At 60.5% G+C, this 13,604-nt stretch carries 17 protein-coding genes; 7 read left to right on the forward strand and 10 right to left on the reverse strand.

Annotated features, from left to right (window positions below):
* Positions 1-27: 27 nt before the first annotated feature.
* Together AB4O23_RS24160 and AB4O23_RS24165 are read left to right on the forward strand one after the other, a co-directional pair.
* The gene (locus tag AB4O23_RS24160) at positions 28-396 is read left to right on the forward strand and encodes a hypothetical protein (RefSeq protein ID WP_017529382.1); all 369 of its coding nucleotides are present in this window, start codon (positions 28-30) and stop codon (positions 394-396) included.
* Between the two features lie 14 nt (positions 397-410).
* Positions 411-893 (forward strand): GreA/GreB family elongation factor, encoded by a 483-nt coding sequence (locus AB4O23_RS24165; protein ID WP_065876592.1) that lies wholly within the window; start codon positions 411-413, stop codon positions 891-893.
* Between the two features lie 5 nt (positions 894-898).
* On the opposite strand, the gene cysB is transcribed toward AB4O23_RS24165, so the two are convergent.
* The 5 genes from cysB to AB4O23_RS24190 all read right to left on the reverse strand — a co-directional run bounded on the left by cysB (position 899) and on the right by AB4O23_RS24190 (position 4,802).
* On the reverse strand, positions 899-1,873 hold the full coding sequence (gene cysB / locus AB4O23_RS24170; protein ID WP_003189876.1) for an HTH-type transcriptional regulator CysB: 975 nt from the start codon (positions 1,871-1,873) through the stop codon (positions 899-901).
* Positions 1,874-1,977: 104 nt separating this feature from the next.
* Positions 1,978-2,478 (reverse strand): universal stress protein, encoded by a 501-nt coding sequence (locus AB4O23_RS24175; RefSeq protein ID WP_017529384.1) that lies wholly within the window; start codon positions 2,476-2,478, stop codon positions 1,978-1,980.
* Positions 2,479-2,531: 53 nt separating this feature from the next.
* Entirely contained in the window at positions 2,532-3,449 is a 918-nt protein-coding gene (locus AB4O23_RS24180) for a 5'-nucleotidase (protein WP_460138599.1), read from the reverse strand.
* A 16-nt stretch (positions 3,450-3,465) separates the two neighbouring features.
* Positions 3,466-4,419 carry a putative 2-dehydropantoate 2-reductase gene (locus AB4O23_RS24185; RefSeq protein ID WP_065876595.1) on the reverse strand — a complete coding sequence of 318 codons (954 nt, stop codon included), beginning with the start codon at positions 4,417-4,419 and terminating at the stop codon, positions 3,466-3,468.
* Entirely contained in the window at positions 4,416-4,802 is a 387-nt protein-coding gene (locus tag AB4O23_RS24190) for a YbbN family protein (protein ID WP_017529387.1), read from the reverse strand. The genes AB4O23_RS24185 and AB4O23_RS24190 overlap by 4 nt, the downstream gene beginning before the upstream one ends.
* Here AB4O23_RS24190 and AB4O23_RS24195 point away from each other — a divergent pair.
* Together AB4O23_RS24195 and AB4O23_RS24200 are read left to right on the forward strand one after the other, a co-directional pair.
* The gene (locus tag AB4O23_RS24195) at positions 4,801-5,235 is read left to right on the forward strand and encodes a PilZ domain-containing protein (protein WP_065876596.1); all 435 of its coding nucleotides are present in this window, start codon (positions 4,801-4,803) and stop codon (positions 5,233-5,235) included. The genes AB4O23_RS24190 and AB4O23_RS24195 overlap by 2 nt on opposite strands.
* A gap of 131 nt (positions 5,236-5,366) precedes the next feature.
* Entirely contained in the window at positions 5,367-6,443 is a 1,077-nt protein-coding gene (locus tag AB4O23_RS24200) for a 3-deoxy-7-phosphoheptulonate synthase (protein ID WP_065876597.1), read from the forward strand.
* A gap of 58 nt (positions 6,444-6,501) precedes the next feature.
* On the opposite strand, the gene AB4O23_RS24205 is transcribed toward AB4O23_RS24200, so the two are convergent.
* Positions 6,502-6,783, reverse strand: a complete 282-nt coding sequence (locus AB4O23_RS24205) for a GNAT family N-acetyltransferase (protein ID WP_003189869.1) — start codon at positions 6,781-6,783, stop codon at positions 6,502-6,504.
* Between the two features lie 612 nt (positions 6,784-7,395).
* Between AB4O23_RS24205 and oprI the strand changes: the two genes are divergently transcribed.
* Complete coding sequence (gene oprI, locus AB4O23_RS24210) at positions 7,396-7,647, forward strand: outer membrane lipoprotei OprI (protein ID WP_003172710.1); 252 nt, start codon at positions 7,396-7,398, stop codon at positions 7,645-7,647.
* 166 nt (positions 7,648-7,813) lie between these two features.
* Here the strand turns inward: oprI and AB4O23_RS24215 are convergent, their stop codons facing one another.
* The 3 genes from AB4O23_RS24215 to AB4O23_RS24225 all read right to left on the reverse strand — a co-directional run bounded on the left by AB4O23_RS24215 (position 7,814) and on the right by AB4O23_RS24225 (position 9,826).
* On the reverse strand, positions 7,814-8,782 hold the full coding sequence (locus AB4O23_RS24215; protein WP_017529390.1) for a L,D-transpeptidase family protein: 969 nt from the start codon (positions 8,780-8,782) through the stop codon (positions 7,814-7,816).
* An 86-nt stretch (positions 8,783-8,868) separates the two neighbouring features.
* The gene (locus AB4O23_RS24220) at positions 8,869-9,162 is read right to left on the reverse strand and encodes a hypothetical protein (RefSeq protein ID WP_017529391.1); all 294 of its coding nucleotides are present in this window, start codon (positions 9,160-9,162) and stop codon (positions 8,869-8,871) included.
* Positions 9,163-9,220: 58 nt separating this feature from the next.
* Positions 9,221-9,826, reverse strand: coding sequence for an arylesterase (locus AB4O23_RS24225; RefSeq protein WP_017529392.1), 606 nt, complete (start codon positions 9,824-9,826; stop codon positions 9,221-9,223).
* Between the two features lie 10 nt (positions 9,827-9,836).
* On the opposite strand from AB4O23_RS24225, the gene AB4O23_RS24230 reads away from it, so the two are divergent.
* Positions 9,837-10,520: an ABC transporter ATP-binding protein gene (locus AB4O23_RS24230; protein ID WP_017529393.1), complete on the forward strand. Its 684-nt coding sequence runs from the start codon at positions 9,837-9,839 to the stop codon at positions 10,518-10,520.
* On the forward strand, positions 10,520-13,030 hold the full coding sequence (locus AB4O23_RS24235; protein WP_460089594.1) for an ABC transporter permease: 2,511 nt from the start codon (positions 10,520-10,522) through the stop codon (positions 13,028-13,030). The genes AB4O23_RS24230 and AB4O23_RS24235 overlap by 1 nt, the downstream gene beginning before the upstream one ends.
* A 44-nt stretch (positions 13,031-13,074) precedes the next feature.
* Here the strand turns inward: AB4O23_RS24235 and greB are convergent, their stop codons facing one another.
* A complete protein-coding gene (gene greB, locus AB4O23_RS24240) occupies positions 13,075-13,548 on the reverse strand; it encodes a transcription elongation factor GreB (protein ID WP_026067388.1) in 474 nt (157 codons plus the stop codon).
* Positions 13,549-13,604: the final 56 nt, after the last annotated feature.

The raw sequence follows: 13,604 nt of genomic DNA on the forward strand, positions 1-13,604 counted from the left end.
GCCGTCAATGCCTGCCAGGAGGCCATCATGTCCGAACGTCCGTTGTCGCTGTTCAAGCTCAGTGCTGCCGTGGCTTTTGGCCTGTGGCTGGGGTTTATCGCTATTGTGCTGACCGCCTGGCTGGCATCGCGCTACCTGTTCCCACACAGCCTGGCCCCCGTCGCCCAAGCGGTTCAGCAGTTGGGCAAACCGGCCGCTGCTGCGCCGGAGCCGCCCAACCGCATGTTTGAGCAGTACCAACAGAACCTGCAAAAGCAGGAACAGCAGCAAACCCTGGACCAGGTACGTAACAATGCGCGCAACCTGTCCAACCCCAAATGCCAGTTCTGGCTGCAACAGGACCAGAACGCCCCGAATGAAAAAAGCCGGGCGAATGTCCTGCAATTCTGCGATTGATGACCCATTACCCCATGAATAAACACGCCGTTCTCCAACTGATCCTGGAAAAACTCAACGTCGACCTGGAGACCGCCCAACGTGCGGCCCAAACCGCCTACGAAACCGCGACCCACGAAGAAAACATCGCGGAAAACAAATACGACACCCTGGGGTTGGAGGCTTCTTATCTGGCGGCCGGACAGGCCAAGCGGGTCGAAGAGATCCGGCAGTCGCTGGCGCTGTGCCAGAACCTTCAGTTGCGCGCATACGATGATCAGCGCGGGATCGAACTCGGTGCGTTAGTGGGTCTGGAGGATGAGAACGGGCGCCAGCAATGGCTGTTCCTGGCACCCGATGCAGCGGGGTTGAAGGTGGATGTGGTCGGGCAACCGGTAACCGTCATCACGGCGCGCTCCCCCTTGGGCAAAAACCTGCTGGGCAAGCGCATCGATGATGAGGTGGAGATTCTGGTGGCGGGCGCCCAGCAACACTTCACTGTCACCGAGGCCCGCTGACGCCGTTAGTGGACAGGCAGTTCTACGCCGTCAAACAGCTCTTCCAGTTCCTGTTTGTTATGGCACTGAATCGCCTTGGCCATGACTTCACGGGTCAGGTGCGGCGCGAATTTTTCGATGAAATCGCACATGAAGCCACGCAGGAAGGTGCCACGACGGAAGCCGATCTTGGTCACGCTGGACTCGAACAGCTCGCTGGCATCGAGCACCACCAGGTCTTTGTCGAGGTTGGTGTCGACCGCCATCTTGGCGACGATCCCCACGCCCAGGCCCAGGCGCACGTAAGTCTTGATCACATCGGCGTCGGCGGCGGTGAACACCACTTTAGGCGTAAGGCCGCGATGGCTGAAGGCTTCGTCGAGCTTGGAACGCCCGGTAAAACCAAAAACGTAGGTGACGATCGGGTATTCAGCCAGGGCTTCCAGGGTCAGCTTCGGCAGCTTGGCCAATGGGTGGCCCTGAGGGACGACCACGCAGCGGTTCCAGCGGTAGCACGGCATCATGACCAGGTCGCCAAACAGCTCGAGGGCTTCGGTGGCGATGGCGAAATCCACGGTGCCATCAGCGGCCATCTCGGCAATCTGCATCGGCGAACCCTGGTGCATGTGCAGGGCCACGTCGGGGTATTGCTTGATGAAATCGCGGATCACCGGCGGCAATGCATACCGTGCCTGAGTGTGCGTGGTGGCGATCGACAGGGTGCCCTTTTTCTCGTTGGAGAACTCCTGGGCGATCTGCTTGATGCTTTCGACTTTACGCAGGATCTCGCCGGCGGTGGTGATGATGCGCTCACCGGCCGGGGTGACACGGGTCAGGTGCTTGCCGCTGCGCGCGAACACTTCGACGCCCAACTCATCTTCGAGCAGGCGGATCTGCTTGCTGATACCGGGTTGCGAGGTGTAAAGGCTTTGAGCGGTAGCGGAAACGTTGAGGTCGTGGTGCGCCACTTCCCAGATGTAGCGCAGTTGTTGGAGCTTCATATGTGTCCCTCAAAGCAGATAGACGCCACGGGTATCAGCGACGGTATATAACTATATTAAAGGTCAGACAGATAAATCTAGAACTTTTTTATCGTCTTCACCCTTCACACGTCATCACTGCGTCGACGTTGTAACGACGGCACCAGGTAAACCGGCACCGTAGACAGCTGCAACACACGTGCAGCGGTGCGCCCAAGGGGCGTGGCGGCTGGCGTTGCATCGCTGTGACTTCCTACGATCAACAAGTCGACGGAAAGTTTGCGCAGTTGGTCGAGAATCACCTCGCATGGGTCCCCCTGGATCACCCGTACCGAGCGGATCAACTGCAGGTCCTGCCCGCCCTCTCCCAATTCCTCGCGAAAACTGTCGAGCACCCGTTGCTCGATAGTCGCCAATACTGTGGTCATCCCCTGGCTCTGCCACTCAATCAAGGCCTTTTCATCCAGGTAACTTTGCAACACCGACTCAGCGAACAGCCCGATTGGCTCGACCACGTGGATCACATACAGGTCCGCCTTGAACGTTCGCGCCAGCGCCAGTGCATGCTGCATCACATACGGGGCATACAGACCGAGGTCCGTGGCATACAGCATCGAACGAATCATAAAACCTCCTGGACTGCCAGGCTGGAGGAGATTGAATGAGCTTAGCAGCGCCCTCAGGGCTCGGCCTGAATCCTCACTTCGTTACTGATGCCATGGGGCACATGCCCGGTGGCCACCACTTCCCTGGCTTTTTCGCAGTGACCGGCCTGGTCGTCGAAAAACACATCGGCGGCAAACGCTTCCAGAAACGCGGATTTCTCCAGCCCACCGAGAAACAACGACTCGTCCAAACGGATATCCCACTCACGCAGTGTGCGAATCACGCGCTCGTGAGACGGCGCCGAGCGGGCGGTAACCAGCGCCGTGCGGATCGGGCAGGCATCGTCTGGAAACTCGCGCTGCAACAAGTTGAGCGCCGCCAGGAACCCCTTGAAGGGGCCGCCATGCAAGGGCTGTCGGGCCGATTCGCGCTCGCTGACCTGGAACGCCGCCAAGCCGCCGGCCTGGTAGACACGCTCGGACTCATCGGAAAACAACACCGCGTCACCGTCAAAGGCGATGCGCAACTCTTCACTGCAAGCACGACGCGCGCCGCCGGACAAAATGGTCGCGGCGGCGAAGCCGGCGTCCAGGGCACTGCGCACATCTTCAGCATGGGTCGAAAGAAACAGGTGGCAACCAAATGCCGCCAAATAAGGATAAGGACTACGCCCGCCTACGAAAGCGGCGCGGGAAATATCCAGGCCGTAATGCTGGATCGAGTTGAACACACGCAGGCCGGTGTCTGCGCTGTTACGCGACACCAACACCACCTCGACCCGGGCGCGCCCCAGGCTGGCGTTGAGGCTCAGCAGTTTCTTGACCAGCGGGAAGGCATCGCCGGGTTCGAGGATTTCCTCATCGTGCTCGATCTGGTATTTGCGGTACGCCTCCACCCCTTGGGCCAGGTAGACCTTGTGGCTGTCGCTCAGGTCGAACAGTGCCCGCGACGAAATCGCCAGCACCAGTTTGTCGCCCAATCCCGTTGCCATGACGCTTCCCCCCGACTCAGCGGTTGTGCCGATCAATAAAACTCAAGGCCTGGTACAGCGCCTGTATGCGCGGCAACTCGCAACCGGCGGCCTTCGCGGCCGCCAGAGGTCGAGCATAGATTGCCGCCAGCTCCAACGGGCGTTTGTGCACGTGATCGTGGTACATGCTCGGCAGGTAATCCTCCATGCTCTCGGTCATGGTGAACATCTGCTCGGCGTAACTCTGGGGAATATCATGGCCGCAGGCATGGGCGCCCTGCACCACTTCGGTCATCAGCGCCTGGATCAACGCGCGGCTGGACTCGTCCGCCATCATCGCGGTGGTGCCGCTGCCCAACAATACCGAGAGACCGTTATAAGGCACGTTCCACACCAGTTTGTGCCAGCGCGCCTGATGCACATTGGCCATGGCCTGGGATTCGATGCCGGCTGTATGAAACAACGCAGCGCCGGCTTCGACAATGGCCTTCTGGCGGGCCTCATCGTTGGCCGCCGTGCCGCTGTGGTAGCCCAGATTGACGCGCCCCAGCGCCTGGTGCTCGACCACACCCGGGCCCGAGCGGTGCACACCGATGTAGCACAGGCCACCGAGCAGATGCAGCGACGCCGGCAGGTGCTCACGCAGGCTGTCTTCCACATCCAGGCCGTTCTGCAGCAAGATCACTTTGGCGTCGGGAGCCGCGACCTGAGCAATGGTCGGCGCCAGGTCGACATTGCCCGTGGATTTGGTGCCCACCAGCAACCAGTCGCACGGCGGCATGTCGGCGGCCTGGGCGTAGGCCTGCACCGGGTGCAGGTGCAATTCGCCGTGCAGCGTGCTGTTCAGGCGCAAGCCGTGCTCGTTGACTTGGGCGTACTCGCTGCGCAACAGGAAGTGCACATCGAACCCGGCGCGCGCCAGCATCACACCGTAGAAACCACCGATGGCGCCGGTACCGATGATGCCGATGCGCGGGGATTGAGTGGTCATGGCAAGTCCTCTGGTGTGCGGGTAAGCGCTTGATTGATCGCGTCGGTAAGGTCGGCAGACGTAAGGCGGGCCTGTAGCTGTCCGAGGAATTGACCCTCGCACACCACGAACAACGCGGGCAAATGAAAGATTTGGTAACGCTCGACCGCGCCGCCGTTGTGCCCGGCATCCACCCAGCACACGCGGTCTACCGGCAGTTGCCAGCCGGGTAATTGCTGGCGCGCCCAACGGCAACTGGAACAGCCCACACTGGTGAACACCACCAGCGAAATGCCTGGCAATCCCAGCAATTGCTGGTCAATATCCAGGTCGGTCAATTCCTGTTCCTTCACTATACTGCTGCTGCCGCCGTCAACTGGACGGTGCTCGGAGTCCGTGTACATGGGTCGTTTTTTACCTCACCCTGATGATGTCGCCGCACTGTTGATCCAACGTCCTTCCCCCGCCCTTCCCCGCCAACGCCTGCACACTATCGGCCTGGGCGGCATCGCCTGCAATTGCCCACGTGCCTGGCGCCAGGGCACAGCGGTGGATCTGCATATCCCGTCCCTGGGCGCCACTGCGCGTTATCCGGGCTACGTGGCGTGGTGCCGCAAGGTCGAAAGCGGCTACCGCGTCGGTATTTCATTTACCGATGAACATGCGTTGTTCGGTGCGCGAATGGGTGAGCAAGCATGCCGGATGGAACGCTACTGCCGCCAGCACGAAGATGCCGAGCCAACCCCCGCGCAAGTCGAAGCCTTGGCCCGCGAGTGGGTGTCGCGCCATGCCGGCGAGTTCTCCCATGAGGCATTTGTGCGGCCGGCACTGGATTAAAGCGGGCTTTGCCCATTGTCGCGGCCCCGTGTTACGCGCTAAGGTTCCTCCCCCCTGCATCCAAATCATGCTGTGCTCCGCCGCACGGGGATGGCTGGCGGCCGGCACCCGTGACCCTGACGAGTAACACGATGGCTGATTTACCGATCAATGACCTAAACGTCGAATCCAACGAGACCCTGATCACACCTGATCAGCTCAAGCGCGAAATTCCTTTGAGCGAGGCTGCCCTGCAGACCGTCACCAAAGGCCGCGAAGTCATCCGTGAGATTCTTGACGGCACCGACCACCGCCTCTTCGTCGTCATCGGCCCTTGCTCGATCCACGACCTCAAGGCCGCCCACGAATACGCCGAGCGCCTCAAGGTGCTGGCGGCGGAAGTGTCCGACACCCTGTACCTGGTGATGCGCGTCTATTTCGAGAAGCCGCGTACCACTGTCGGTTGGAAAGGCTTGATCAACGACCCGTACCTGGACGACTCGTTCAAGATCCAGGACGGTTTGCACATCGGTCGCAAATTGCTGCTGGACCTGGCCGAGATGGGGCTCCCCACCGCCACCGAAGCGCTGGACCCGATTTCTCCGCAATACCTGCAGGACCTGATCAGTTGGTCGGCCATCGGCGCGCGCACCACCGAATCCCAGACCCACCGCGAAATGGCGTCCGGCCTGTCCTCGGCCGTCGGCTTCAAGAACGGCACCGACGGCGGCCTGACCGTGGCGATCAACGCGCTGCAATCGGTCTCCAGCCCTCACCGTTTCCTGGGTATCAACCAGGAAGGTGGCGTCTCCATCGTCACCACCAAGGGCAATGCCTATGGTCACGTGGTGCTGCGCGGCGGCAACGGCAAGCCAAATTATGACTCCGTCAGCGTTGCCCTGTGCGAACAGGCGCTGAACAAGGCCAAGATCAAGCCAAACATTATGGTCGATTGCAGTCACGCCAACTCCAACAAGGACCCGGCCCTGCAACCACTGGTGATGGAAAACGTCGCCAACCAGATCCTGGAAGGCAACCAGTCAATCATCGGCCTGATGGTCGAGAGCCACCTGAACTGGGGTTGCCAGGCCATTCCAAAGGACTTGGCCGACTTGCAGTACGGCGTGTCGATTACCGATGCCTGCATCGATTGGGCCGCCACCGAAAACACCCTGCGCAGCATGCACGCCAAGCTCAAGGACGTATTGCCCAAACGCAAACGCACCTGAATTGCGCACACAAAAACGCCGGGCTAAGCCCGGCGTTTTTGTGTGCGCAGTTTATTCCTTACAGCTTCGCGGCATGGCGCTGATGGCGCTCCATGTAGCGTTCGACATAGGAACAGGATGGAATCACCGTGTAGCCTGCCTCTTCGGCAAACTTCAAGGCCTCTTCGGTCAATGCCGCCGCGATGCCACGGCCCCGCAGTGCGTTGGGCACGAAGGTCCGATAGATATCCAGGGTCTGCTTCCCGAGGTCCATATAGGTCAGATAGGCACGATGACCGTCCACATTGGTCTCGAACTGATGACCAGCCTGGTCATGGTGGATGGACAACGCCTCGCTCATCACTACTCCTCGCGGGTCTTGGTTTCTGACCCCTACCTTACCGATGTTTTTCCGGCGAAGGAACATCTACGCCACCCCGTGCCGGTTTCGACAACGAGAAAACCTTTAGCGCTCACAACCAGCACGTAGGGAATAGTAGGCACCAATCCTGCGATTGCTCAAGGCGCACTCGTCATCCCCTGCCGCTGGTGGATATAGAAAGAGCCCCCGACCCATCTGTGATCGAAAGCCTGAACATTGCCGGCAGTTGAACCTTGAGACGAACAGGCGCTCTTAAAGTCACCTCTACATGCGTGAAAGATACGCGACCCGGCAACACCCAACTGAACGAAAGTGTCGGCGCAGATATATAAAATTTCATCTATTCACGCGGCTCAACACATGCGGGCCGGCCCTTTCAGCCTGGGTAGCGTTTGCCTCCAATGAAAAAAATTGGACACTTTTTATACAAATCCCCAAAAGGTTAGCCAAAATAGATTCGCCGCGAGAATTTTTTTTGCTTCTTGCGCTACGTCAGTTTACTTACTACAAGTAATGGGTAGTATGTACGCCGGCTATTAGCTCACTCTGAGAAAGTAGCCATTTAATAGAAAGTCCTTGAAGGGGAACACGATGAACAACGTTCTGAAATTCTCTGCTCTGGCTCTGGCCGCAGTTCTGGCTACCGGTTGCAGCAGCGTCTCCAAAGAAACCGAAGCTCGTCTGACTGCAACTGAAGACGCAGCAGCTCGCTCCCAGGCCCGTGCAGACGAAGCCTATCGTAAAGCTGATGAAGCTCTGGCTGCTGCTCAAAAAGCACAACAGACTGCTGACGAAGCTAACGAGCGCGCTCTGCGCATGCTTGAAAAAGCTAGCCGCAAGTAATAATCCCTCGGGGTTGTTATCAAGCCGATCCATTTATGGGTCGGCTTTTTTATTGCCTGAATGCATGAAGGGCTTGCTCCCGATAGCAGTGTAGCCGCCAGCACATCAGGTACTGACCGACCGCTATCGGGAGCAAGCCCCCTCAAACATGGTTGTTCGCTCGGGTTTATTGCTGCAGATCGATCGGCGTGCTCGAGGCTATAGGCGCTGCACCCGGCACCCCGATTTCGGTGGGCAAACCATCTTCCGCCGCCACCACATCACGCACTTGGTCCCAATTGACCCGCAGGTTATTGGCCAGGTCTTCACGCTTGAGCAAAGCGTTGATCACCGCCGTGTGCTTGTCGACCACCGACGGCGTGCCATCGTCGTTCAACGGCGTATGCGCCTCCAGATAGACCTTGCCGCCGCTGCTGCCGAACTTGTACGCATCGTTGATGATGCGCACCGAAGTGCCCACCGGCACCATGCCGGCCATCTCCAGCACGTTGTTGTTGAACATGCGGAAGCAACCATGGCTGGTACGCGTGCCGATGCCGAACTTCATGTTGGAACCGTGAATCAGGTAACCCGGCGTGCCCAGGGTGAACTTGAACGGCCCCAAGGGGTTGTCCGGGCCGGCCGGTACCACATTGGGCAGCGGGTCGCCGTTGGCGGCGTGTTCTGCCTTGATCGAGGCGGGCGGCGTCCAGGTCGGGTTCGGCGTCTTGGCGATGATGCTGGTATGGGCAATCGGCGACCCCCAGCCCTCACGACCAATCCCCAGCGGGAAGGTGTAGACCACGTTCTGGCCCTTGGGGAAATAATAGAGCCGATACTCCGCCAGGTTGATCACGATGCCCTCACGCGGCCCCGGTGGCAGGATGAAGCGTGTCGGCAACACGACCTCGGTGCCCGCCCCCGGCAACCAGGCATCGACTCCCGGGTTGGCGGCAACCATCTCCGAATACCCCAAGTCGTAAGTGGTGCCCAGGTCGGCAAAGGTGTCTTCGTACTTGGCCTTGATCACCTGCACTTGCCCGACGATGTCTTCACCCGGCGGCGGCAAAGGCAACTGCAAAGCGGATGCAGAACCGGCCGCACAAAGTGCAGCAAGAGACAGGCAGCAGGTAACGACGGAAAGGCGCGACAACATCCGGAAAATCCTTCGCAGAACGACGGGTAGGTAAAAATCGATTGTATACGTGAAGCGAGCTTGTAGCTGCAAGCGTGTAGAAGCTACTAGAGTTCGAAACGCAGCTCCGGCCAGATTGGCGGCGTGCCACGCTTTTGGGACTCCAGGATCGCGCGGCACAAGGGGCACAGGCGCTGGTCCTGAAAGATCGAACGGTCGACCACCGACCAGCGTGGTTGCGCCGGCAATAACGTGCCGCACAGCGTGCGATCAATGGAGCCGCCCAATTCCAACTGTCGCGTCACCAAATGCACCCGCACTTCCTGGCAGGCGAACAGATCCAGCTGCTCGTCAGGCTCGATCAGTTGGTAGTTAAACAAGGACCAGGCAGGACGCGACATCAGGGGCTCCAGATCGGGGGGGCGCCACCTTAGCCGAAAGCCTGCCGGTAGAAAAGCGTCACAGCAGGGGTTTTAGCGTCGGCCAGACATTTTCCAGCAACTTGCCTTGCGCGGCGACCGCCGGGTGCAGCCCATCAGCCTGCATCAGCTCCGGATGGCCACCAATGCCTTCAAGGAAAAACGGCACCAACGGCACCTTTTTCTGCTCCGCCACGTCACTGAATACCTTGGCGAAAGAATCGACATAACGTTTACCGTAATTGGGCGGAATCTGCATGCCCAGCAGCAACACCTTCGCGCCGCTGTCCTGGGACTTCTGGATCATCGAAGCAAGATTTTGTTGCAATTGCGCCGGCGGCTGTCCGCGCAGGCCATCGTTGCCACCCAACTCGATAACCACCACGTCCGGCTTATGCTCTGCAAGCGCCGCGGGCAGCCGTGCCAGGCCTCCGGCGCTGGTATCACCGCTGATGGAGGCGTTGACCACTTTATCGTCGAAACCCTCCTTCTTGAGCCGTTGCTCCAGCAAGGCAACCCAACCTTTGCTGGTATCCAGGCCGAAACCGGCACTGATACTATCGCCAACGATCAGGACTGTACCCGCCGCTGCGTTCTGGGCCATGCACATCAAGGCCAGGCCAGCACTCAAAAACCACATTCGCATCGGATTCTCCATGGGCGCAAGCATTCTCATCGCGCGGGACCTTAGCAAAGTGGTTCCCAGCGCGGAAGGTGAACTGACTATCCTGCACGAACTGAGCCTGGAACTGAACACAGGCGATAGCCTGGCTATTGTCGGCAGCTCCGGCTCAGGCAAATCCACCCTCCTCGGCCTGCTGGCCGGCCTCGACCTGCCAAGCAGCGGCGAGGTCATCCTGGCCGGGCAAGCCCTCAGCACACTCGACGAAGACCAACGGGCGCGCATCCGCGCCGAACACGTAGGCTTTGTGTTCCAGTCGTTCCAGTTGCTCGACAGCCTCAATGCATTGGAAAACGTCATGCTGCCGCTGGAACTGGACGGCCGCAAAGACGCCCGCGAGCGCGCCAAACATCTGCTGGAACGCGTAGGCCTGGGCCAGCGCCTGACCCATTCGCCGCGCCAATTGTCTGGTGGCGAACAACAGCGGGTAGCGATTGCCCGTGCGTTTGCCGCCGAACCGGACGTGCTGTTTGCCGATGAACCCACCGGCAACCTCGACAGCCACACAGGAGAGCGCATCAGCGACTTGTTGTTCGAACTCAATAAAGAGAGCGGCACGACCCTGGTGCTGGTCACCCATGACGAGCGCCTGGCCCACCGCTGCCGACGTCTCATCCGCCTTGAAGCCGGCCTGATGGTCGCACCCCTGGAGCCTTGATGGCACGTTTGCCGCTGTTGCGCCTGTTCAGCCTTGCCATGCGCCAATTACTGCGCGACGCTCGCGCGGGCGAATTGCGTGTGTTGTTTTTCGCCCTGCTGGTAGCGGTAGCCGCCAGTACCGCCATCGGTTACTTCGGCGCGCGCCTCAATAGCGCCATGCTGTTACGCGCCACCGAGTTCCTGGGCGCCGACCTGGTGCTTGAAGGCAGCTCGCCGGCCCGCTACGAACAAATCAAATCCGGCACCGAACTGGGCCTGAACCATGCTCGCGTGGTGGAGTTTTCCAGCGTCATTGCCACCGACAACGGCATCCAGCTGTCCAGCATCAAGGCCGTCAACGAGCAGTATCCGCTGCGTGGCGAGCTCAAGAGCGCCGCGGCCCCCTTCGCGGATGAAACGGCGGGGGGCGGCCCGAAACCCGGCGAAGCCTGGGTGGAGGCTCGGTTGCTGACAGCGCTCGAACTCAAGGTGGGCGACAGTATCGATGTGGGCATGAAAACCCTGCGCCTGGCCCGTGTGCTGACCTATGAACCCGATCGCGCCGGCAATTTCTATAGCCTCACGCCTCGGGTAATGATCAACCTGGCGGACCTTGACGCCACGGGCGTGGTCCAACCCGGCAGCCGCGTCAGTTATCGCGAGTTATGGCGCGGGCCGCAAGACAGCACCGCACTGCAAACCTATCGTGACCTGATCAAACCCGGCCTTGCGGCCAATCAGCGCCTGCAGGATTCACGGGACGGCAACCAGCAGATCGGCGGCGCCCTCGGCAAGGCCGAACGCTACCTGAACATGGCCAGCCTGGTGGCGGTGCTGTTGGCCGGTGTGGCTGTGGCCTTGTCCGCCAACCGCTTCGCCACCCGACGCTTCGACGCCAGCGCACTGTTGCGCTGCCTGGGTTTGTCGCGACGTGAAGCCATGATGCTGTTCAGCCTGCAACTGACTGTGCTGGGCCTGTTGGCGAGCCTGGCCGGCGCCCTGCTCGGCTGGCTTGCGCAATTTGGCCTGTTCTACTTCCTGCACGACTTGTTGCCAGCCGATGTCCCACCTGGCGGCCTGTTACCGGCCGTTGCCGGGGTCGGCACCGGGCTGGTCGCGCTCGCTGGTTTCGCGCTGCCGCCGCTGGCCGCGCTGGGTCGCGTGCCACCGCTGCGGGTATTGCGACGCGACTTGCTGCCTATTCCGTCCAGCACGTGGATGGTCTACGGCGCCGCGCTGTTTGCCCTGGGCCTGATCATGTGGCGCCTGAGTCTCGACTTGGTGTTGACCTTCGCCCTGCTGGGCGGTGGCGTGGTGGCTGCATTGGTGCTGGGCGGCTTGCTCCTGCTGTTGTTGCAAAGCCTGCGGCGCCTGTTGGCTCGAGCATCCCTGCCCTGGCGCCTGGGCCTGGGCCAGTTGCTGCGCCACCCCCTCGCGGCGGCAGGCCAGTCCCTGGCGTTTGGCTTGATCCTGCTATCCATGGGCCTGATCGCCCTGCTGCGTGGCGAATTACTCGACACCTGGCAAAACCAGTTGCCCAAGGACGCACCCAACTATTTCGCCCTGAATATCCTGCCGGCCGACAAGGACGCCTTTGGCGCCCGCCTGCTTGAAGTCCAGGCGCAATCCGCGCCGTTGTACCCCGTAGTACCAGGGCGACTGATCAGCATCAATGGCGAACCGGTGCAAGAGATTGTCAGCAAGGACTCCAGCGGTGACCGCGCGGTACAACGCGACCTGAGCCTGACCTGGGCCGCCGACCTACCGCCCGGCAACGCCCTGACCGCGGGCTCGTGGTGGTCGCAGCAACCCACCGATGACATTCCCGGCGTCTCGGTGGAGGCCAAGGTCGCGCAAAGCCTCAAGCTCAAGCTCAACGACCACTTGGTGTTCACGGTGGCGGGGGAAAACCGCGAAGCTCGGGTGACCAGCCTTCGCACCATCAACTGGGATAACTTCCAGCCCAACTTCTTTATGATTTTTCAGCCGGGCACCTTGAAGAATCTGCCCGCCACCTACCTGACCAGTTTTTACCTGGCGCCGGGTCATGACCAGCAGATCGTCGACCTGTCGCGGGCCTTCCCCGCAGTGACCATCCTGCAGGTCGAAGCCCTGCTGGAGCAATTGCGCAGCATCCTCGCCCAAGTAACCTTGGCGGTGGAATATGTGCTGTTGTTCGTACTGGCAGCCGGGATGGCGGTGTTGTTCTCAGGCTTGCAGGCCACACTGGATGAACGCATCCGCCAGGGCGCGCTGCTGCGAGCGCTGGGCGCGGAACGCGCGCTACTGGTGAAGGCCCGACGCATCGAGTTCGGCTTGCTGGGCGCGGTAAGTGGTTTGCTGGCGGCATTGGGCACCGAGCTGGTGACCTGGGTGCTCTACCGCTACGCCTTCGACCTGGCCTGGCACCCGCACCCGTGGCTGTTGCTGCTGCCGGTGATCGGCGCCGTACTGATCGGCGCCGCCGGGGTATTCGGCACACGTCGCGCGCTGAATGCCAGCCCACTGACGGTATTGCGCGAAGGCTGAAAAGTTGATTGCCCGCGCCGCCAAGGGGCGCGGGCCAATGCTGTTTACTTCACGTACTCAATGGCCGTAATCCACCAACAGACTTCGCCACCTGGGGTCTGCACGATGGCCTCATCGTCAACCTCTTTGCGTAACAGCGCGCGCGCCATCGGCGAATCGATGGAGATGTAGTCCATGCGATCATAAATTTCGTCATAACCGACGATACGAAAACGCTTGGTCTCGCCCTGCTCGTTTTCGATTTCCACCCAGGCACCGAAAAACACCTTCCCTTCCTGCTCGGGCACGTACTCCACCACGCGCATGTCTTCCAGGCGTTTGCGCAAGTAGCGCACACGGCGGTCGATCTCACGCAGCAGTTTCTTGTTGTACTGGTAGTCGGCGTTCTCGCTGCGATCCCCCAGAGACGCAGCCCACGTTACCTTTCGCGTGGTATCCGGGCGCTTCTCTCGCCACAGGTAATCCAGTTCCTTCTTCAGCGCTTCATGACCTTCTTTGGTAATCAGCTTGGTACTCAAACGCTTGCATCCCCAGGCAATGTCCATCGGTGCCGATACGCCAGGGCTCACGCTCC

This window comes from Pseudomonas sp. H2_A10 (genome assembly GCF_054680085.1).

What these genes read in the sequence shown, in the direction of transcription:
- AB4O23_RS24160 (WP_017529382.1), top strand. Translation starts at nt 28, where the DNA reads ATGTCCGAACGTCCGTTGTCGCTGTTCAAGCTCAGTGCTGCCGTGGCT.
- AB4O23_RS24165 (WP_065876592.1), top strand. Translation starts at nt 411, where the DNA reads ATGAATAAACACGCCGTTCTCCAACTGATCCTGGAAAAACTCAACGTC.
- cysB (WP_003189876.1), bottom strand. Translation starts at nt 1,873, where the DNA reads ATGAAGCTCCAACAACTGCGCTACATCTGGGAAGTGGCGCACCACGAC.
- AB4O23_RS24175 (WP_017529384.1), bottom strand. Translation starts at nt 2,478, where the DNA reads ATGATTCGTTCGATGCTGTATGCCACGGACCTCGGTCTGTATGCCCCG.
- AB4O23_RS24180 (WP_460138599.1), bottom strand. Translation starts at nt 3,449, where the DNA reads ATGGCAACGGGATTGGGCGACAAACTGGTGCTGGCGATTTCGTCGCGG.
- AB4O23_RS24185 (WP_065876595.1), bottom strand. Translation starts at nt 4,419, where the DNA reads ATGACCACTCAATCCCCGCGCATCGGCATCATCGGTACCGGCGCCATC.
- AB4O23_RS24195 (WP_065876596.1), top strand. Translation starts at nt 4,801, where the DNA reads ATGGGTCGTTTTTTACCTCACCCTGATGATGTCGCCGCACTGTTGATC.
- AB4O23_RS24190 (WP_017529387.1), bottom strand. Translation starts at nt 4,802, where the DNA reads ATGTACACGGACTCCGAGCACCGTCCAGTTGACGGCGGCAGCAGCAGT.
- AB4O23_RS24200 (WP_065876597.1), top strand. Translation starts at nt 5,367, where the DNA reads ATGGCTGATTTACCGATCAATGACCTAAACGTCGAATCCAACGAGACC.
- AB4O23_RS24205 (WP_003189869.1), bottom strand. Translation starts at nt 6,783, where the DNA reads ATGAGCGAGGCGTTGTCCATCCACCATGACCAGGCTGGTCATCAGTTC.
- oprI (WP_003172710.1), top strand. Translation starts at nt 7,396, where the DNA reads ATGAACAACGTTCTGAAATTCTCTGCTCTGGCTCTGGCCGCAGTTCTG.
- AB4O23_RS24215 (WP_017529390.1), bottom strand. Translation starts at nt 8,782, where the DNA reads ATGTTGTCGCGCCTTTCCGTCGTTACCTGCTGCCTGTCTCTTGCTGCA.
- AB4O23_RS24220 (WP_017529391.1), bottom strand. Translation starts at nt 9,162, where the DNA reads ATGTCGCGTCCTGCCTGGTCCTTGTTTAACTACCAACTGATCGAGCCT.
- AB4O23_RS24225 (WP_017529392.1), bottom strand. Translation starts at nt 9,826, where the DNA reads ATGCGAATGTGGTTTTTGAGTGCTGGCCTGGCCTTGATGTGCATGGCC.
- AB4O23_RS24230 (WP_017529393.1), top strand. Translation starts at nt 9,837, where the DNA reads ATGGGCGCAAGCATTCTCATCGCGCGGGACCTTAGCAAAGTGGTTCCC.
- AB4O23_RS24235 (WP_460089594.1), top strand. Translation starts at nt 10,520, where the DNA reads ATGGCACGTTTGCCGCTGTTGCGCCTGTTCAGCCTTGCCATGCGCCAA.